Consider the following 19,450-nt stretch of genomic DNA (forward strand, 5'->3'; position numbering starts at 1 on the left):
CTTAGATCTTTTGACCTTGAGCACGTAGGTCAGCAACAACCTTTTCAATGCCCAATTTGTCGATAATACGCATACCTTTAGTGGTTAAACGAAGACGTACAAAACGTTTTTCGCTTTCTAACCAGAAACGGTGGTGGTGCAGGTTCGGCTCGAACCGGCGTTTAGTTTTGTTGTTGGCGTGTGAGACGTTGTTACCAACGACTGGACGCTTGCCGGTAACTTGGCAAACCTTAGACATGGTGTAACTCCATTGATTTAGCCAACAGCAAATCTGTATGGCCAGTCAAAAATAAACGGATTGAAATCATTCAAGGGGCGTTTTATATCAAAAATGCGCTTAAAAGACAAGCGATTTTCGTCAAAACGCAGCACGAGCTATATCGATAGCTCATGCCTTGATCATTTAACGGAGAAGTGTCTTCGAAATCAGCTTGTGAATCGGTTTATTGAACGGCGGCAGAATGTATTTCAAGCTATACAGCTTGGGATTCGACATTACCGAGCGTTCATGCGACAAACTGAAGAAGCCTTCTGGACCGTGATATTTCCCCATACCTGATGCACCGACACCCCCAAATGGTAGATCGTCTTGTGCAACATGGGTTAATACCGTATTTTGCCCGAAATGCCCTGAATGGGTACGCTGTGCGACATAATCGGCACGCGCTTGATCAAAGTCGAAGTAGTATAAAGCAAGTGGGCGTGGACGGCTATTAATAAAGTCGATAACTTCATCAATTTGATCATATTCCATGATTGGCAGCAGTGGACCAAAGATTTCATGCTGCATGATCTGCATGCTTGGTGTGACATTGGTCACAATGGTGGGGGCAATTTTACGCAGATCAGCGGAATTTTCATGGCGCGGATTGATTTCAATAACATGAGCACCCTGTTCACGTGCATCATCCAGATAGCCTTGCAGACGGTTGTACTGTTTGTCATTCACAATCGAGGTGTAATCCTGATTATGGGTGATATCCGGATACATACTTTCTACGCAGGCTTTAAAATGATCAATAAATTCTGCCGTCTTGCCACGAGGCAGGAACATATAGTCCGGTGCGACACAGGTTTGACCGGCATTCCAGAGTTTGCCCACCGCAATCCGCTGCGCGACATCACGCAGATCAATCGATGGATGCACCAGCACTGGTGACTTGCCCCCGAGTTCCAGAATCACCGGAACCAGATTTTCTGCTGCGGCTGCCATCACGGTTTTACCCACAGCAGTCGAGCCGGTAAAAATCATTTTGTCGAAGGCTAGACGACAGAAAGCATCTGAGATCACACCGCCACCATTGACCACTGCGACCAGTTCTTTCGGAAAGGCTTCTGCCAAGGCTTTTTCAAGCACTTCACCAAACGCAGCCGATGCGCTAGAAATCTTGATCATGGCGTGGTTGCCGGCAGCCAATGCACAAATGAGTGGGCCAATGGACAGCAACAATGGATAGTTCCACGGTGCAATAATCCCAATCACGCCCAAAGGCTGATATTGCACCCAAGCTTTGGCCGGTTGATGAATAATGCCGACATGACGCTTGGAGGGTTTCATCCATCGGGTCAAGTTTTTGCTATAATATTTGATATGTTCCAGACAGGTGAGCAGTTCACCAATTTTGGTTTCCCCAATCGAGCGGTTACCATAATCCTGATTAATTGCCTCTGCAAATTGATCTTGATACTTAACTAAGATACGCTTAAGTCGAGCTAAACGATCGATGCGTTCCTTTGCCGTCGGCAAAGGATAGTTTAAGTAAGCATGTTTTTGTTGTGCCAAAAGCTCATTTAAGTATTGGCCATCAAAAAAATGTGGTGTCATTGATATTGTTTTTGTGTGACTGTTCATGCCGCACTACCATTATTCAAAAATCGATTAATTAATTTTTAGAGCAAATACTCTAATTAGTCAAGTGACTTTGTGTGTTAGCCTGCTAATGCACGAACTGAATGGTTATTTTAGGATGTCCCAAACCAAAACCTTAAAAACTAAAGAGCGTATCTTGCAGCTCAGTTTGCAGCTGTTCAATGAACGTGGCGAACGCTCTGTGACCACCAATCATATTGCGGCTGAACTCGGGATGAGCCCTGGTAACCTGTATTATCATTTCCGTAATAAGAATGAAATTATTAAAGAACTGATGGAGGAGTACCAGCAGCAAACTCTGGAAATGCTGGCGCTGCCGGATGATCGTGCTCTGGATGCCAATGACAAGATTCATTATTTTCAGGTACTGAGCAGTCAGCTGTGGGCTTATCGTTTCCTGCATCGCGATGTCTATCATCTGGTCGAAAATAACGAAGATTTCCGCAAGATGTATCCACGCTTTGCCGGCGAGGTGATGCAGCAAGGTCAGAAAATCTATAAGGCTTTTGTGAATGCTGGCTTGATGGACATGACCGATTCAGAAATTGAAGCACTGATCATTAACCTGTGGATTGTACTGACCAACTGGACCAACTTCCTATATATGTCAGGTCATCTGACCGATTCCAATACGCTGGAAGAAAAATGGGTCTGGCAGGCACTCCGTCAAATGGTGTTCCTGGAAGGGGCCTATTTACGCGGTGAAAGCCGTCAAACTTATGAAGGTTTGCTAAATAGCCTAGGTTCTTCGGAACTTTTTGCCAGCCTGTCATCTGCAAAAAACACAGAAGTCGAGTCGCCTATTCAGAATATCTCGGAAACGCGCTAGAATACTCGGCTTATTTTAAATTTAACTGATTAGTGACTTAAACCAACATGAATATGACGACTGCTAACACCGCACGTTTATTGATTACTTGTGAAGACAAGCCGGGCATCGTGCAGGCTGTTTCGAGCTTCTTGTATCATCAAGGTGCCAATATTACTGCGCTTGACCAATATGCGACAGCAGCGCAGGGCGGCCGTTACTTCATGCGCGTTGAATTTGAACTGGATCATCTGCAAAGCCGTAAAGAAAGCATTACCCAGACTTTTGCGGTAAATGTCGCAGAGCGTTATGGCATGCAATGGCGTCTGGCTCTGGTCAGCGATGTGAAGAAAGTCGGTATTTTGGTGTCTAAGGTCGATCATGCCTTGCTTGAGCTGTTATGGCGTCATGCCCGTGGTGGTTTGCCATGTGAAATTACCAAGGTGGTATCGAATCACGAGACTTTACGCGAAGCGGTTGAAAACTTTGGGATTCCATTTGAAGTGGTGCCGGTGACCAAAGACAACAAGCCTGAAGCCTATGCAGAAATTGACCAGTTAATGCAGGGCAATGACCTGTTGGTATTGGCGCGCTATATGCAGATTCTAGATGAAGAATTTGTAAGCAAGTGGGAAATGAAAGTGATCAATATTCACCATTCATTCCTGCCCGCATTTGTCGGTGCAAATCCGTATAAACAGGCGCATGAAAAAGGTGTCAAGCTGATCGGTGCGACTGCACACTATGTCACTGCCGATCTGGATCAGGGCCCGATCATCGAGCAGGACGTAGAACGTGTCAATCATGACTTTACCGTTGAACAGTTGCGTGAACTCGGTCAGGACGTAGAACGTAATGTACTGGCACGTGCAGTGAAATGGCATCTGGAAGACCGTATTATTGTCGATGGCAATAAAACTGTGGTGTTCCAATAAAACTTGCATCCCTATTTAAAAAGGCATACTTTTAGTGTGCCTTTTTTGTTTTGATGCAAAAAAAGTCAGTGAAAGGCATGATTAGTAGTTGCAAATGAAAACACTTCTCATTTATTATTGGCGTACTTTAATTGTGCTAACCGATGAGCTTGATTGTTTGTTTCACATCATCTCCTCAAGGTAATAGATTTAATGAGTCAAGTTGCTGCTCCCATGACACCTACACCGCCCAACAAGATGAAAAAGAAAGTCATCTCGATTCTGGCGGCCGTGTTCGTCGGACATGTGGGCCTATTGTGGGCAGTGAGCCAGATGGACGCACCGGAGCTCAAGCCTGTAGAGAAAGAGCCGCTTAAAGTGCGCTTTGTAAAATTGCAGGAAGCACCCAAACCTTTACCGCCAAAGCCGAAGGTCGAGCCACAAAAAGAGCCACCTAAGCCTAAAGAAGTCAAAATTGTCGATAAACCGCTGCCACCACCACCGAAAAAAGTAGAAAAAATCGAGCAGGTGAAAAAGGCTGAAGCGCCAAAAGTAGTCAAAGCACCACCAGTTGAAGCAAAACCAACCCCAAGTCCGGTCGTGCCGACAGTGGTCACTGAAACTAAAGTTAAACCGGCACCTGCTCCAGTCGCGCCACCTGCGCCTGTGGCACCGCCAGCACCTGCTGCGCCGCCATCCCCGAAAAGTGTATCGATTGGTGGGGGCGTGTCCTGGCAGCGTTCACCAAAAGTCTCGCTCTCTGCAGGTGAATTAAAATCAGCCTGTTCACTGGTAGTAGATGTTTCAGCGAATGAGCAGGGTAAAGTGGTTTCTGCAACTGCACGGAATTCAAGTTGTAGCCCGGCAGTAACGCGCAAAGTAGAAGCAGCGGTACGTCGTGCACAACTCACCAAATATGTTGAAAATGGTGTGGCTTATCCAACCCGTGTGGAACAGCCTTTCGATTTTCAAATTACCAAATAACGGCTAACCCATTAGGAGTTCGAATATGAACTTTTCAGTTTATTGGCAACACGCTGATGCAGTCAGTAAAACGCTGTATTTCGTGTTATTGGCAATGTCGATTGCGACATGGACCATTTTTGTGCTGCGTTTGATGGGCACTCGCCAACTGAAACAGATTGCCTATGCGCAGTTATCTCAAGCATTAGAACAACTGAAAACCAAACTGGCTCCTTTGGGCTTTGAACAGCGTAAGGCAGTGGCAGAACAGGCGCTGTTACGCCAGATTTCAGCAGAAAAAGCCAATGCCGAAAAAGGTGTATCAGTTCTGGGTACCATCGCATCGATCTCTCCATTTGTCGGTTTGTTCGGTACGGTATGGGGCATCTTCCATGCGCTGGTTGCTGTTGGTAAAAGTGGTCAGGCTGGTCTGGCACAAGTGGCAACCCCAGTCGGTGAAGCCTTGATTATGACTGGCTTAGGTCTGGCAGTCGCGATTCCTGCGGTACTGGCTTATAACATCTGTGTACGTGCCAATCGTGGCTTGGCACACGAGTTACAGGATCAGGCACATGGTCTGTTGATTGATACCATGCTGCAACAGGAATCTGCTACAAAAAAGTCTGATGAAAAAGTAACACAACAGAGTTTAGTGGGAGGTCAAGCTTAATGGCTTTTCAACTGGGTGAAGACAACGATGTAGGTATGAATGAGATGAACCTCATTCCCCTCATCGACATTATGTTGGTATTGATGATCATCTTCTTGGTGACAGCGACCGTTGCGAACCCATCAATTCCATTAACCTTGCCACAAACCACTGCGGAGATTATTGATCTGCCGCCTGAAAATGTCACAATCAGCATCAATGCGGAAGGTGAGATTGCCTGGAATGGCAATGTCCTGACCCTAGACGAATTGCAGACCCGTTTTAATGAAGCAGGTCAGACCGAACGTCAGCCGACGATTGTGCTGAAAGCAGATAAAGAATCCCGTTATGACACGGTAGCTCAAGTCATGTCGCGTGCGAGTGGAGCCGGACTCAGCGATATTGCCTTTGCAACCGATAACTAAGATTCAGCTAACAAAAAAAGCGACTGATTTCAGTCGCTTTTTTTATCCCCATTTTTTATGCAAATTAATGGGTTTTTAACAAAGTCATAAATTTACTGCGTAATTTATTCAGTTTTGGCGGAATGGCAAAATTGCAGTAACCTTGGTTTGGGTTTTTCGCAAAGAAATTTTGGTGATATTCCTCAGCAGGATAGAAGGTCGGCATCGGGCTGAGTTCAGTCACAATATTCAGGCCTTCATTTTTTAAAGCATCCATGGCTGCTTCTGCCTGAGTTTTTTGTTCAGCATTCAGATAATAAATCACGGAACGATATTGGGTGCCGACGTCATTGCCCTGACGGTTCAAAGTGGTTGGATCATGCGTCGCAAAAAACACCTCAAGGAGCTGGGCATAGCTGATCTGGTTTTCGTCGAAATCAACCAGAATAACTTCAGCATGGCCGGTTTCACCGCCGCACACGGCCTCATAATTTGGCTCAGGGGTATGACCGCCGGCATAGCCACTCAGGACTTGCTGAACGCCCTGAATTTGTAAAAATACCGCTTCGGTACACCAAAAGCATCCACCACCAAAAAGTGCTTGTTGCATGGCTGATTCCTCATTCGATTGAACTGGGCTGATGGTTAAATCCTGGCCCATCAGTATGAAAGATAAAAAAAGCCCGCCAATACAGGCTTTTTGTAGGGAAGTCTTAACGTGGCTGAACTGCACTTTCCAGCTGAATTAACACATTACCATGACGATCCAATAGTTTTAGGGTTTTACCAAATACCTGATAATGCGTCACCTTGGCTAAAGCTTCATTAAATTTCTGATCAAGCTGATCATTATGCATACAGGCCATGCGTGTTGTTGCCATCTGGCTTAAATTCAAAGTATCTTTGCCCGCCGTATAGCTGCCCATGATCCGGTTACAACCATCTGAACCGGAAACACGCTGGGTGCTGGTATCAAATTGCAGACTTGGAAGATGAGATGCAGTAGCTGCGGTCTTGATTTCAGTATTGCCAATCTGTGTGGCAATCCAGGTACGATTTTGCAAAAGTTGTAAATGATTCGTGGTTTGTGTGGTGGCGGTATTCGGCACGGTCTCGCAGCCCATTACAGCCAATACCGAGCCTAATAGGGCAATTGCAGTTAATTTTTTTAGCATGAAAGATACTCTGATTATTGACTAGCTATTTGTATATAAACAAAAAAATGACTCAGGTTCCAGTTGATTTTGTATCTTTATTTACAGTGATAAAAACGCCAGTTAATGTGTCTGAGGTGCAGGCAGGCCTTGACGAAGTCGCTGCGAATATTCCTGGCTGGACAGATCGGCGCTCTGTTTGACTCGTGGATTCACATGCGCCCGTTGGTACCAGGTGTGCATATCCCAGGATTGATCCAGCACTTTCAGATCATAGAGATAATTCGGTAAATAGCCGGACGCTAACAGTCGATAATCTGAAGGCAATTGTTGTTGCGATACTGCCTGAACCATATCAAAGACCAGAGTGGTGCAATTACTGGTCAGGGTGTTATACCACTTGGGTTCTCTGGCCAATTCATCGGCCTGGGCCAGATATTCTTTGAATAAGGCTTTGGCCTGAGCTTGGGGCATATTCACCGGAAAGAAATACACCTGCTCCCCGCGAATATTACTACGCGTATACACAATATCTTTTTCGTCCGATGCCACCAGACTCAATTCATATTTACGGAAAAACCCACCAATTGCAGAAAACTCTTCATGTTTTTCCTTGCGGATTTCAATCGAGAAGGTGAGAGGTTTTTGATTGGCAAAATCGAAGCTGACCAGCGTGTGGGCAATTTTCGGACCCATCCAGTAGGAGGTAATGATATTCACCCCGCTAATCTGGTTCAGGTCAAAACTGCGGCTTTCCCAACGTTCGATATAACGACCATCAGCTTGCCAGTCAAAGTTCCGGATATTGTGCAGGGTGACCTGATCGCCTTGTTGTTCATAGTGCAACAACTGAGCCACTTCAGGATTCCACTCCCGATCCTGACGCGCTTGCAGACTAAAATAGCCCAGCAAACAGAATAAAAAGACCAGAAGATATAGAATGCTATCGACTTTACGCGAAATCAGATGCCGGGTGAAATAAATTCCAAGCACAAGCAGAGCAAAGGTCAGCCACAGTCCAATCAGGATCAAGCTGCCGATTTCGCCAAGGGGGTGCTGAACCCAGAGCATCAGGCTGAGCCACAGACTCGACAGCATGACGAACAAGGTAAATAAGCTGCCCAGCAGCCACAGACTCCAATGCCTGGAAATATCTTTGCGTCCCTGCATCATCACTTTTTTATAAGAAATAAGCTTTATTTTCTGTAGGTTGCGAACTCAAAAGCAATGCCGGTTTTGTCGTCGATATGTTGCTCGGTCGCGACTTTTTTAAATTTTGCCGGAATTTCAGGATAATAGGCATGACCTTTTACATCCAGGTCAACATGGGTCAGTTCCAGACGGTCGGCAATGTCCATGGTCTGTTTAAAGATTTCACCGCCACCAATAATGAAAATAGACGTCGGTTTTTCTGAGTTTTGCACATCAGTAACTGCCTGAATAAGCGCATCTTCAATGTTATGAGCAACTTTAGTGCCTTGAAAAGACCAGTCAGGATCACGGCTAATGACCCAGTTCACGCGTTTAGGGAGCGCACGTCCCATCGATTCAAGGGTCTTGCGGCCCATGACAATCACACCGCCCTGAGTGATTTCTTTAAAATGCTTGAGATCGGCTGAGATATGCCAAGGCAGGTCATTGTCCTTACCAATACAGCGCTGCTGATCCATTGCAACGACATGAACGACTTCTAAATCCTGAAATGCCATACCTACACTCAAAAACAAATAAAAATTTGCTCCTATTAAAATGCAAAATCCCACTTTAAGCAAAGTGGGATTTTGATTTTCTTTGGTTTGGGAACATTTACACTGCAACGGGTGCCTTAATCCCCGGATGTGATTCATAACCAATAATTTCAATATCTTCAAATTTGAAGTCGAACAGGTCTTTGATCTCAGGATTCAATTTAAGGTGGCACAGGCCCAAGGGCTCACGGCTGAGTTGTAATTGCGCTTGCTCGAAGTGATTGCTATATAAATGTGTATCGCCACCGGTCCAGACAAAATCACCGACCTCCAGCTCACAGACTTGCGCGATCATATGTGTCAACAGGGCATAGCTGGCGATATTAAATGGAACACCGAGAAAAACATCGGCGCTACGCTGATACAGCTGACAAGACAATTTGCCATTGTGGACAAAGAACTGGAACAAGGTATGGCAAGGCGGTAATGCCACTTGGCCTGCTTCATTCGGGTTCCAGCCAGATACAATCAGACGGCGCGAATTTGGATTGGTTTTAATTTCATTAATCAACCATTTGATCTGGTCAAAACCATCCTGATTATAGCTATTATCTGCATTTTTGCTGGCACCAAAATTACGCCACTGGTGACCGTAAACTGGCCCCAGTTCACCTTCAGGGCGGCCAAAACGCGCGGTCTGTTCGGCGGTTGCCCACTCATCCCAAATCGAAACTTTATGCTCTTTTAAATATTGAACGTTGGTATCGCCTTTTAAAAACCATAATAATTCAATCACGATAGAACGGAAATGAACTTTTTTGGTGGTGAGTAAAGGGAAACCTTGGGAAAGATCAAAGCGCATCTGATGACCAAATACCGAACGTGTCCCTGTACCGGTACGGTCGCCTTTATCACCGCCGTTGTCGAGAATGTGTTGTAAAAGGTCAAGATATTGGCGCATAGGTCTCTCTATTTAAATCTGTTGAAAATCGCCGTTTTAACAGCAGTATAGATTATTTCCAAAATAATTTGCTGTTGAAAGGGAGAATTTAAATTGCGCATATCATAGCATTTTTTGATGAGCTTTCATCGCTCAAACCAGAATAAAAAAGACCTCCTGATAGAGGTCTTTGTACAGTAAATTAAGCCGTTTTATGGCCAGTATGCACGGTGTGAATCAGATCAGACAAGTCATAACCTAAGGACTCTGCATAGCTTAAATATTCACGTTGAGTGGCTTCATCTAAAGTTGTCCCGCGATGTAGCAGCCATAAGTATTCTTTACCAGGTTCGCCCACAAGGGCCGTCTGATAATCCGGATCGATTTTTAATACCCAGTAATCGCCCTTGGTAAACGGGATCCAACGCAGGCCTTCGGGTAAAAAGCTGACTTCAAGCTTGGCATGTTCTGCATCAACGATGCTGGCTTCAGCAATGGCTTCATCGAGCTTGCCATCGCCATCCAGACAGCGGTTCTGCACCCGAACTTTACCATTTTCATTCAAGCTATATACCGCAGAAATATCAGTGCTGTCTTCGGGCTGGTGTTTCATTGGCAAACGTGCAATTTCATACCAGGTACCTAAATATTGTTCTAAATTAAAATTTGAAACAGTGGCTAAATCCTGAGTCATTTTTTCTTCTCCGTTTAGTTCAATATTTAAAAATGCCGAATTAGTGTAATACAGGGTGCAAAGCTCAAAATGATGTAATCATGTAGTGAAATGTTGTCTGAAAATGGCCGAGCTACAGCTTAAAGTCACACGTTTGAGTAGAAAAAAAATAAGGACTCATTTTGTGTATTTCAGGCTGAAAAGACTTTGCAAGGCGTCGGAGTTGGCTTTGCTTTACATTTTTTTTGCAAAGATGATGGGTTTTGTAACTGTATTAGAAAGAACGGCTTAATTTGAATGCCGCAAAAATAGACAAATTTATTTACATTTTTAATGTGAAAGATAACATTTAAACGACTAGTATTCTCGGCTTGTTAACAATATGAAAGCCTAAATTACAGGCGAGGAGCGGTTGGTAAGGCATGATCTATGATCATCAAGTAAACATGAGCGAAGTATATGCTCCTGTCCAAGCGAATATCATTGTGCGTTCCCAATCGGAGCAAAGACCTAAAAAGTCATCCCACAAAGCCACTGTCCGTAATGCTTCAGGCGTAAGCAATGGCCATCGTATCAATATCGAGAAATTTACCAGTTATCTGCAAGGCATTACCCGAAATACCAGTACACAGAAATGTGCGCGCAGTATTCGTGTCGGTCTGCAATCCTCTGGTGCGAAAATTGTGAACCATCCAGTCGCAGCGGCAGATTGGGGAAGTACCCTGATGCAGCTGGGCTATAAGAAAATTAATGCTTCTTTTGATCGGCCGAAAAAAGGCGATATCTATATTATTGACCGTACTCAGGGACATAAATATGGACATATCGCGGCTTATTCAGGTAGTGCCTGGGTATCGGATTTCAAACAGCGAGATCATGCGGTTTATCGCAATAAAAACGTGACTTATAGTTACTATCGTCTGGAAACTTACTTCTAAGAAAATACTGCGAAGTGATCAGTCCTCAAAACGCTTCGCACGGCTTTCATAGATTGAAACGATAAATAATCCAATCGCGGCAAAGCCAAGACATTGCAGACTCCAGGCAAATTTGCCCCATTGTTGGTGCTGTTCAGGCAAATAGCCAAACAGGGTAATTAAGGCAATGATGGGAATCACCCGGCTCAAGGCGCTAAAGCCATTTGCATAGGGATTGGATTTCGAAATTTTCAGGCGGAAATGGTGCAGTAAATGCACGACAATCCCAATCGCTAAACTCACCCCAACAAATACCGGATCTAACTGGGCCACAGTCGATGCTGCATAAATCAAAATACAGGTCACGATGATGACCATCAGCTTGTTTTGACGGCTACAACGTTCGGAATACCAGAACTCAAGCATGGGGTGAACCCGCATCTGATTTGTTCTGATTGAGCAGCGACAATGGTGAAAACAGGCAAATCGCCAGTGCCATAAAGGCAATACCTTGTGCACCCGGAATCAGGATTTCGCCCTGTTGCATGTTCATAAAAACTAAAGCAATCAATAAGGCAATTGGAATCCAGGTCAGTAATCTATACAGCAAACCGGTCGGGTTTTTGTTGGCAAAGTGGATTTTGCAGTAACGGCAGATCAGAAAAACAATGCCGGTACCGACAAACATCAAAATTGAATCTAAGGGCAGTGGTTCCATCCAGTACAAGCCTGCAGCTGTTGCTGCAATCACAATAAAGATCAACAGTTTTTTGAGAACAGATACCTGCGGATTAAACCAGAACTCAAGCATAATGATGAAAGAATAGAAGAGATATACGGCACTTTAGCATATTTTCGGCATAAAAAAGCGAGGCCGGTGCCTCGCTAAATGTTGCGATTTAATCAGTTTTTTTTCTGTGGGCCCCAGTCATAAATTTTCTTCTGGTAGGCATACCACATCATCCACAAACCAATCAGGATCATTGGCAGACTCAGGAATTGTCCTTTGCTCATCCAGCCAATAAACAGCTGACCATTGTCCGGTTCACGGAAGAATTCAACCACAAAACGTGCCAGACCATAGCCAATCAGGAACAGCGCAGATACGGCCATACGCGGACGCGGCTTGGAGCTGAACCACCATAGTACAATAAATAGAATTAAACCTTCACACAGCGCCTGATACAGTTGTGAGGGATGACGTACCAGTTGCAGCGGATCGGTCGGGAAGATCATGCCCCAGGCAAAGTTTGGATCGCTGACCTGACGGCCATACAGTTCGCCGCCAATAAAGTTACCAATCCGGCCAAACATCAGACCTGTGGGTACGCAAGGCGCGACAAAATCCAGGGTCTGGAACCAAGTCATCTTGTATTTCCGGCACCACCACAGCATGGCCAGAATAACCCCGAGGAAACCACCGTGGAAGCTCATACCACCGGTCCAGATCTGGAATAACCATAAAGGATCTGCGAGGAACTGAGAAAAACCATAGAACAAGACATAACCGACACGGCCACCGATGATGACACCAAGCGCACCGAAGAAAATCAGGTCAGAGACCATATCTGGCGTCCAGCCGCGTTGTTTGGCTCGAAACGTTGCCAATCCCCAGGCAAATAAAAATGCCAGTAAGTACATCAGTCCATACCAGTGGACTTGCAGGGGCCCGAGCGAAATCGCGACGGGATCAATATTGGGATAGGTGAGCATTCCTGTTCCTTGTGATTCTGTTTTGCACAGATTTTAGCTGAAAGCAAAGAAAAATGTTGTACATTCAATGTGTAAAGATCGAGAGCGTAAATTATGTGTATCGTGGCACTGGCTTGGCGGGTTGTAGATGAGACCCCATTATGTCTGATTTCAAATCGGGATGAATTCTATCAGCGGCCTACACAGGCATTGCATGAATGGGAAGATAGTCCGATTATTGCCGGGCAGGATTTGCAGTCGGGCGGCACCTGGATGGGTATCACGGCCTCAGGTCGCTGGGCAGTGATTACCAATTTTCGCAACGGGCAAGATCGGACAGATTATCCGACTTCACGTGGTCATATCATCCAGGATTTTTTAAATTCGGACTTAACGCCGATTCGTTTCGCACAAGATCTGGAACAACGGCAGTGTGACTATGCCGGTTTTAACCTGTTCGTTGGAGACCAGCAGCAGGCGGTGTATATGAGCAATCGCGGTGAAGCGCCGCAAGTGCTGGCGCAAGGTGTCTATGTAGTCTCCAACGGCCTGATGAGCGAAGACTGGTACAAGACCCGGCATTTGCGTAAACGCTTTACCCAGGAATTTTTACCCATGCTGCAACAACCAGCCATGCCAGAAACTGATCTGTGTCATGCGGTTTGGGATATTCTGGAAGATGAACGTAAAGTGATTCCTGAACTACTACCCGAAACAGGGATTTCGATTGAAATGGAACATCTGCTGTCTTCGACATTTATTCAAAGCCCAGCCTATGGCACGCGCTGTTCCAATTTTTTGAGAATGCAGCCTCAACAATGGCACTGGATTGAAAAGTCACAACAAGGTGCAACCGCAGGTCATACCATTGAGAAAATCATTGCTCTGCAAAAATAATGGAATAAAAAAATGCCGACAGATGTCGGCATTTTAAAAAATTATCTAAATTTTTGAAGTTAGACAAAAAATTACTTAGCTAGCAATGGTGCCTCCATCATTACGCGTAATCACAACAGTTGCTGAACGTGGACGTGCTGTCTTGTTCGAACGATCTGTTTGGCTGGCAGGCCAGTTACTGGTTGGAGCATCAAATTTTTTAGAATCTTCACCCGGATGTTGTACGTTGATGAAAATTGCTTTGTAGTCCGGTGTCATGGTGACACCAGTGATTTCACACTCTACTGGACCGGTCAGGAAGCGACGTAGATTTTCATCGGTCACTTTGGCACCAGCAATTGTTGCTTGACCATTAGAGGTTGTTACTACACCACCATCACCAACTTGTCCAGGTAATGCTGCCAGCATCATACAGTTGGTTACATCTGTATAAGCGCCGTCATCAGTCTGAATCCAGAGTACACCGCGAGGGTCAAACCACATACCATCTGGTGAAGACAGATCATTATTATCATTTAAGCCAGACAGGTTGATATTGGCATCCATCGATGCTTCAGCACCGAACAAGTAGATATCCCATTCAAAGCTTTCTGATGCGGTATTTTCCTCTTTAAAGCGAATAATATGGCCATTCACATTACCTTTACCGCCTTCAGGATCTGAGTAATTACGTGGGTTGGCAGCATCAACAGGTTGTGCCGAGTTATTGCCACGGTTACTGTTATTGGTCAGGGTAACGTAGACCTCACCATTCTCTGGGTTAACAGCTACCCATTCAGGGCGGTCCATCTTCGTTGCACCAACGGCATCGCCTGCTAAACGTGCAAAAGTTAATACATCTGCATCAGAGCTAAATGGATATACTGCATTTTGTGCAGTTAAACCGTTTTTACCATGAGCAAGTTCAATCCATTGACCAGTTCCATTTGCATTGAACTTGGCCACATAGAACTTACCGTTATTCATATATTTGTCACCAGCACGGTAGCCGGTATTGATATCTTTTGGATCCCATTTTGCATCAGAGACAAATTTGTAAATGTATTCACCACGTGAGTCATCGCCCATGTAGAAGGCAAACTGTTGACCTTCAACGGCACGGCTAGCACGACAGTCTTCATGCGCAAAACGACCTAAAGCTGTACGTTTTACTGGGTTTGAGCGACTATCAAATGGATCAATCTCTACAATCCAGCCAAAGGTATTCGGTGCATTACGATAGTCTTGACTTGCTGACGCCTTAGTAACGTCCGCTGACCAACGGTCATACATATCTTGTGATTCAAGACTTGCTGGCGCTGTTTCCCAGGCATAACGAGAAGATTTATCTAAATAAATAGTGCGGCCTTGGTCATCCAGTTCAGGGATTTTTTCACCAAAGGCATCTTTAATATAAATGATGCTGCCTTTCTCATCACGTTTAACTGTACCGTCGGCATTTTTTTCAGTTTGATAAGAAATCTCTAAACCTAAGCCATAACGTTTAAGTGCTATTTTTTCAGCTTCAGTGCGTGCTGCATACTGGTCTGTTCCTGAACGTTGGAAATAACCAATAAAATTTTCTTCGGCAGTTAAATATGTACCCCATGGTGTATAGCCATTACCACAGTTATTTTGTGTACCGCGAGTTTGACGACCGTTAGGAGAGAAAGCTGTGTGGATTAATGGAGAGGTCGTTACCGGCCCAGCAAAATCCATCACTGTTGAAGCCGTAATACGGCGGTTAAAGGGAGATGATTTTACAATTTCAACAGCCTGAGACTCTGTATTTTTCTTAACATGCACAATTGAAACACCATGTGCATTCACTTCACGAATGACTTCATCTTCTGGACGGCGACCATCTACTTTAGTTGCACCCTTAGGGTGTAAAAAAGTTTGATTGATGTATTCATGGTTCATCACCAGCAGGCCATGCTCAGATGCATTTTCCTCATAACGGCCAGTTTTAGTGCTTAAACCAAAATAGCTCATACCATCATGGCAGTCACCCGCACGGAATTGAAAGCTTGGACCCGATGGAACCTCGCTATCATTCCAGTCTGGGTAAAGTGGATGAATCGAGTCACCCATTGCATAGAGGACAGTGGCTGTATAGCCTTCAGGAACAGTAACCCAGTCATCCAGGTTTTTCTTCACCGGGCTAAAGCTTAATTTTTCTGGACGTACATTGTTGTCCGCTGGAGGAGTTGGTTTGTTCTCATCATCCCCAATATTTGCATTATCATCGTCATCGCTACATGCGGTCAGGCTAGAAGCCAAAGCCAATGCTGCAGCGCCACTAGCTGTTTTTTTAATTAAGCTACGACGAGAAATACGCTGCTCTAAAATATCACGAAAGTGCATGTTATTTGAGTTGTTATTATCTAGCTCTTGATCTTCATGATAGGGTGTTTGGTATGTCATTTTTAGTTCCTAGCAAAAAAGGCTTGGTTATAAAGTTATGAACAAATTAGACCTAAAGTATGACAAAATGGTTAAGTCTATATTTCAATAAAGTTAAATAAATCAATATATTGGTGTAAATTTAAACAAAAAGACAGCCAAGGCTGCCTGAGTTAAATACGATTCTTTTTGTTTTTGGATTCTTGTTATTGTTGATCGGTTAAACGGCGTTTTTCGATCAGTTTTCCGGCCAGCAAACCCAGTTCAAACAGCAACCACATCGGTACAGCTAACATGATCATCGACAGTGCATCTGGTGGTGTCACGAACATCGCGACAAAGAAACAGCCGACAATAATAAAGCGCCGTTTCTCCACCAGGGTTTGTGTTGAAACTGCCCCAATCAGGATTAAAACCAAGGTAATAATCGGGATTTCAAAGGTAAAACCAAAGACCAGAAACAGCTTTAAACAGAAGCTAAGATAACTGTTAATGTCGGTCATCGGTGCCACAGTTTCCGGTGAGACACTGATAAAAAAATGCAGGATCGAAGGTAAGGCCACAAAGTAGGCAAAGCTGATCCCGGTATAAAACAGCACAATACTGCCGATCAAAAGCGGCAGCGCCAGACTCTTTTCTTTGGCATATAACGCCGGTTTAACAAATGTCCAGAGCTGATACAGAATAAACGGCATTGTGATCATCAGCGCCACAAAGAAATTCAGCTTAAACGGTGCCATGAATGTTGCCGTCACATCCGTGGCAATCATGGTCGAGCTGGCAGGCAATTGTGCCCGTAAAGGTTCAGATAACCATTGATAGGTCTGATTGGCGAAAGGCAGCAAACAGAAAAACAGGCCAATCAGGACAGCAACCACTTTAAACAGATGTTTTCTTAACACCACCAAATGCTGGGTAATCGGCATCTCTTCAAGGTTCAGCGCTGCAGCATCATTTGAGGCAGGTGTGGTCGGTAAAGACGTCATACGGCCACCTTCATTTCTGTATAGCGTTGTTGGGAAATCACTGCTTGAGTTTGTGCAGGCTGAGGTAAATACACCGCTGATATGGGCTGTACCACAGGCTGATAGCGAAGCACGGGCTGGGCAGCCTGAGGCTTTATTTTTAATTCATCAGTTGCAATCGGCTGCTGCAAATCTGCCATTTGTGCCTGCATCTTGGCTTCGAGTTGCTGGATCCGCTGCATTTCGGCCTGCATCTGTTCTCGCAGTTCGGACAAGCGTAATTCACGATCCAGATCGTTCTGAACATTGCTGATCATGCGCTTTGCTTTGCTGTACCATTTACCAGCAAAACGCGCAGCTTCAGGCAGTTTTTCCGGACCGAGTACCAGTAATGCAATAATGGCAAAACACAGCAGCTCGGTCATTCCGATATTGAGCATAGCGGACTCTTAACTCTTGATCGAGGTTTCAGGGGTTTTGACTTGTGCATCAATCGTTCGCGGTTCTTGCAGCTTGGCCATTTCTGCTTCTTCATCTTTGACTGATTTTTTAAAGTCTTTAATTGCACCGCCGACATCTTTACCCAGGTTTTTCAGCTTCGATGTACCAAACAATAAAATCACCACAATTGCAAAAATCAGCACATGCCAAATTGATAATCCTGCCATTATTTTATCCTCTATATTTCATGCCCCTATCTCAGCAGGCTTGTATGACAATGCAGTGACGCTTTAATGACAGTTTGCCGACACGGCAGCAGGGTAATGAGTAATTCATATGAAAAATCTATCATTAGATGAAAAGGATGCTGTGCTAGCATATAACCTGATATGGAAATCTCAGCAGCACTGTCATGGCCTTGATTCTTCCCCTGCTGTCTTTTTTGATTGGTTATTGGGGCGTGCAATATTTAAAGCCAATTCGACCTGTCTTGGCGGCTTTATTGGCACGTGTCCTGATTCCTGTGCTGATTATTTACAATATGGTGTTTTATAAAGCGGGCAGTCTGTGGCTGATGGGCTTTAGTATTTTTAGTTCAATTGTGCTGTTTAGCCTGTTTTATTATTTTGCCAAAGATAAATTGCGTGCGCTGTGTTTTAGCTATTTGAATGGCGTATGGCTCGGTCTGCCATTTGCCTTAGCAGTGTTTGGCACTGACGCAATGTCGACCATGATTGCACTTTATATTGGTGGCTCATTATTTGGGAATGTCAGTGCTGTCATTGCCGTGAGCCAAACTCGCCAAGATTGGACATTTATTCTGAAAAATATCCTGCAATCGCCACCGGTGATCGCACTCAGTATTGCAGGGGTTTTATCATTTTGGGACTTTAGTCATTATGAGTTTCATCCCACCCTTCAATGGGCATATGCAGCCAATAAATTTTTAGTCACTTTTGCAGGAATGTGCATTTTGGGCATGTGGCTTCGTCATGTCCGTATTCAGCTGAGGGATTTAAAGCGCAGTCTGGTGCTGATCAGCGGGCGCTTTATTTTTGCATTAGGCTTGGCTGGTATTGCCTATATATTCTTGCCGATTCCACATCAGCTCCTGACTTATAGTGTAATGATGATGTATTTCTTATTGCCACCGGCAGCGAACATCGTGGCTTTAGAAACCCATTATCAGGGCACAGGGCATTCCGCTAAATATATTGCTTCGGGGACGATTGCGAGTGCAATTTTGATTGGGATCTATGGGCTGGTGTTGCATGCGGTGATGCCTACGCTATAAAGTTTCCTTTTTTGGAGAGAAGGCTAGAAAGAGTTATAAAGTCCCCCTTTGAAAAATGGGGATTTAGGGGGATTCATTAATGTTTAAATCTCTCCCAACCTCCCTTTGGAAAAGGGAGGGGTAAAACAAATTATTTCGCCAAACTGGCTTTAAACAGCTGCATGGCCTGACCACGATGACTGATTTTATTCTTTTCTTCTTTGCTCATTTCTGCACTGGAAATACCGAGTTCCGGCAACCAGAACAGCGGGTCATAACCGAAGCCATTTTCACCGCGTGCTGCTTCTAAAATTTCACCCGTCCAGATGCCCTGGAAAATTTGTGGCAGTGGATCTTCAGCATGTTGAACCAGTGCCAGTACACAGACAAACATGCCTTCAATCGCTTCGCTATCTTTACGCAATGGTTTAAGGTCTACTAGAAGTTTCTCATTATTGGCGGCATCATTGCCATGTTCACCGGCATAACGTGCTGAGTAGATCCCAGGAGCTCCGCCAAGAACTGGCACACAAATGCCTGAATCATCGGCAATCGCCGGTTTACCTGAGATTTTAGCCGCGTGGCGTGCCTTGATAATGGCATTTTCAACAAAGCTTAAGCCATCTTCGATGGCATCTTCGATATTCAGTTGACCTTGAGGAATCACATCTACCGGCAGTTGCAGTTCCGCAAACATTTTCTCAAACTCGGCAATTTTACCTTTGTTATTACTTGCCAATACCAGTGTGCCTTGGGATAACCAATCTGTAGAAGCCATGTGTCACTCATTCTCTAAATATCAATCGTGCTATTTTAA

Annotated in this window: 24 protein-coding genes; 8 read left to right on the forward strand and 16 right to left on the reverse strand. The window is 44.7% G+C overall.

What is annotated here, in order from left to right:
* Position 1 precedes the first annotated feature (1 nt).
* Both rpmB and FTT73_RS01060 read right to left on the reverse strand, forming a co-directional pair.
* The gene (gene rpmB / locus FTT73_RS01055) at positions 2-238 is read right to left on the reverse strand and encodes a 50S ribosomal protein L28 (RefSeq protein ID WP_000048256.1); all 237 of its coding nucleotides are present in this window, start codon (positions 236-238) and stop codon (positions 2-4) included.
* Positions 239-403: 165 nt separating this feature from the next.
* Positions 404-1,852: a coniferyl aldehyde dehydrogenase gene (locus FTT73_RS01060; protein ID WP_005172791.1), complete on the reverse strand. Its 1,449-nt coding sequence runs from the start codon at positions 1,850-1,852 to the stop codon at positions 404-406.
* A 115-nt stretch (positions 1,853-1,967) separates the two neighbouring features.
* On the opposite strand from FTT73_RS01060, the gene FTT73_RS01065 reads away from it, so the two are divergent.
* The 5 genes from FTT73_RS01065 (at position 1,968) to FTT73_RS01085 (ending at position 5,629) form a co-directional block, all read left to right on the forward strand.
* On the forward strand, positions 1,968-2,699 hold the full coding sequence (locus tag FTT73_RS01065) for a TetR/AcrR family transcriptional regulator (protein WP_034608773.1): 732 nt from the start codon (positions 1,968-1,970) through the stop codon (positions 2,697-2,699).
* Positions 2,700-2,746: 47 nt separating this feature from the next.
* Positions 2,747-3,613, forward strand: a complete 867-nt coding sequence (purU, locus tag FTT73_RS01070; protein ID WP_005095527.1) for a formyltetrahydrofolate deformylase — start codon at positions 2,747-2,749, stop codon at positions 3,611-3,613.
* A gap of 192 nt (positions 3,614-3,805) precedes the next feature.
* The gene (locus FTT73_RS01075; protein ID WP_180190877.1) at positions 3,806-4,576 is read left to right on the forward strand and encodes an energy transducer TonB; all 771 of its coding nucleotides are present in this window, start codon (positions 3,806-3,808) and stop codon (positions 4,574-4,576) included.
* A 25-nt stretch (positions 4,577-4,601) separates the two neighbouring features.
* Positions 4,602-5,225 (forward strand): MotA/TolQ/ExbB proton channel family protein, encoded by a 624-nt coding sequence (locus tag FTT73_RS01080; RefSeq protein ID WP_180190878.1) that lies wholly within the window; start codon positions 4,602-4,604, stop codon positions 5,223-5,225.
* Complete coding sequence (locus FTT73_RS01085; RefSeq protein WP_005172785.1) at positions 5,225-5,629, forward strand: biopolymer transporter ExbD; 405 nt, start codon at positions 5,225-5,227, stop codon at positions 5,627-5,629. Before FTT73_RS01080 ends, FTT73_RS01085 begins: the two co-directional genes overlap by 1 nt.
* Positions 5,630-5,693: 64 nt before the next feature.
* Here the strand turns inward: FTT73_RS01085 and msrA are convergent, their stop codons facing one another.
* The 6 genes from msrA to FTT73_RS01115 form a co-directional block, all read right to left on the reverse strand.
* The gene (gene msrA, locus FTT73_RS01090) at positions 5,694-6,218 is read right to left on the reverse strand and encodes a peptide-methionine (S)-S-oxide reductase MsrA (protein WP_005095533.1); all 525 of its coding nucleotides are present in this window, start codon (positions 6,216-6,218) and stop codon (positions 5,694-5,696) included.
* A 103-nt stretch (positions 6,219-6,321) separates the two neighbouring features.
* Complete coding sequence (locus tag FTT73_RS01095; RefSeq protein ID WP_100534637.1) at positions 6,322-6,783, reverse strand: META domain-containing protein; 462 nt, start codon at positions 6,781-6,783, stop codon at positions 6,322-6,324.
* A gap of 102 nt (positions 6,784-6,885) precedes the next feature.
* Positions 6,886-7,935 carry a DUF4105 domain-containing protein gene (locus tag FTT73_RS01100; protein ID WP_180190879.1) on the reverse strand — a complete coding sequence of 350 codons (1,050 nt, stop codon included), beginning with the start codon at positions 7,933-7,935 and terminating at the stop codon, positions 6,886-6,888.
* A gap of 23 nt (positions 7,936-7,958) precedes the next feature.
* A complete protein-coding gene (locus FTT73_RS01105; protein ID WP_005172777.1) occupies positions 7,959-8,471 on the reverse strand; it encodes a dihydrofolate reductase in 513 nt (170 codons plus the stop codon).
* Between the two features lie 97 nt (positions 8,472-8,568).
* On the reverse strand, positions 8,569-9,411 hold the full coding sequence (thyA, locus tag FTT73_RS01110) for a thymidylate synthase (protein ID WP_180101285.1): 843 nt from the start codon (positions 9,409-9,411) through the stop codon (positions 8,569-8,571).
* 181 nt (positions 9,412-9,592) lie between these two features.
* Complete coding sequence (locus FTT73_RS01115; RefSeq protein ID WP_180049860.1) at positions 9,593-10,084, reverse strand: lipocalin family protein; 492 nt, start codon at positions 10,082-10,084, stop codon at positions 9,593-9,595.
* Positions 10,085-10,485: 401 nt separating this feature from the next.
* Here FTT73_RS01115 and FTT73_RS01120 point away from each other — a divergent pair, with 401 nt between their 5' ends.
* Positions 10,486-11,001 carry a hypothetical protein gene (locus FTT73_RS01120; RefSeq protein ID WP_005103142.1) on the forward strand — a complete coding sequence of 172 codons (516 nt, stop codon included), beginning with the start codon at positions 10,486-10,488 and terminating at the stop codon, positions 10,999-11,001.
* Between the two features lie 18 nt (positions 11,002-11,019).
* On the opposite strand, the gene FTT73_RS01125 is transcribed toward FTT73_RS01120, so the two are convergent.
* From FTT73_RS01125 to lgt, 3 genes are all read right to left on the reverse strand, one after another.
* Complete coding sequence (locus FTT73_RS01125) at positions 11,020-11,406, reverse strand: hypothetical protein (protein WP_180190880.1); 387 nt, start codon at positions 11,404-11,406, stop codon at positions 11,020-11,022.
* The gene (locus FTT73_RS01130; protein WP_004729514.1) at positions 11,399-11,791 is read right to left on the reverse strand and encodes a hypothetical protein; all 393 of its coding nucleotides are present in this window, start codon (positions 11,789-11,791) and stop codon (positions 11,399-11,401) included. Before FTT73_RS01130 ends, FTT73_RS01125 begins: the two co-directional genes overlap by 8 nt.
* Before the next feature lie 92 nt (positions 11,792-11,883).
* On the reverse strand, positions 11,884-12,693 hold the full coding sequence (gene lgt / locus FTT73_RS01135) for a prolipoprotein diacylglyceryl transferase (protein ID WP_180190881.1): 810 nt from the start codon (positions 12,691-12,693) through the stop codon (positions 11,884-11,886).
* A gap of 93 nt (positions 12,694-12,786) precedes the next feature.
* Here lgt and FTT73_RS01140 point away from each other — a divergent pair, with 93 nt between their 5' ends.
* On the forward strand, positions 12,787-13,569 hold the full coding sequence (locus FTT73_RS01140; protein WP_180190882.1) for an NRDE family protein: 783 nt from the start codon (positions 12,787-12,789) through the stop codon (positions 13,567-13,569).
* A 75-nt stretch (positions 13,570-13,644) separates the two neighbouring features.
* Here FTT73_RS01140 and FTT73_RS01145 read toward each other — a convergent pair whose 3' ends face one another.
* The 4 genes from FTT73_RS01145 to tatA form a co-directional block, all read right to left on the reverse strand.
* Positions 13,645-15,975, reverse strand: a complete 2,331-nt coding sequence (locus FTT73_RS01145) for a PhoX family phosphatase (RefSeq protein WP_180190883.1) — start codon at positions 15,973-15,975, stop codon at positions 13,645-13,647.
* 185 nt (positions 15,976-16,160) lie between these two features.
* A complete protein-coding gene (gene tatC, locus FTT73_RS01150; protein WP_180190884.1) occupies positions 16,161-16,940 on the reverse strand; it encodes a twin-arginine translocase subunit TatC in 780 nt (259 codons plus the stop codon).
* Positions 16,937-17,359 (reverse strand): Sec-independent protein translocase protein TatB, encoded by a 423-nt coding sequence (gene tatB / locus FTT73_RS01155; protein WP_180190885.1) that lies wholly within the window; start codon positions 17,357-17,359, stop codon positions 16,937-16,939. The genes tatC and tatB overlap by 4 nt, the downstream gene beginning before the upstream one ends.
* 9 nt (positions 17,360-17,368) lie before the next feature.
* Complete coding sequence (tatA, locus tag FTT73_RS01160; protein WP_100355649.1) at positions 17,369-17,587, reverse strand: Sec-independent protein translocase subunit TatA; 219 nt, start codon at positions 17,585-17,587, stop codon at positions 17,369-17,371.
* 185 nt (positions 17,588-17,772) lie between these two features.
* On the opposite strand from tatA, the gene FTT73_RS01165 reads away from it, so the two are divergent.
* Positions 17,773-18,654: a permease gene (locus FTT73_RS01165; RefSeq protein ID WP_180190886.1), complete on the forward strand. Its 882-nt coding sequence runs from the start codon at positions 17,773-17,775 to the stop codon at positions 18,652-18,654.
* A 130-nt stretch (positions 18,655-18,784) separates the two neighbouring features.
* On the opposite strand, the gene rdgB is transcribed toward FTT73_RS01165, so the two are convergent.
* The gene (gene rdgB / locus FTT73_RS01170; protein WP_074383999.1) at positions 18,785-19,411 is read right to left on the reverse strand and encodes an RdgB/HAM1 family non-canonical purine NTP pyrophosphatase; all 627 of its coding nucleotides are present in this window, start codon (positions 19,409-19,411) and stop codon (positions 18,785-18,787) included.
* Positions 19,412-19,450: the final 39 nt, after the last annotated feature.

Origin of the sequence: Acinetobacter sp. YH01006 (assembly GCF_013420445.1) — a bacterium.
GTDB classification, from domain to species: Bacteria; Pseudomonadota; Gammaproteobacteria; order Pseudomonadales; family Moraxellaceae; genus Acinetobacter; species Acinetobacter pseudolwoffii.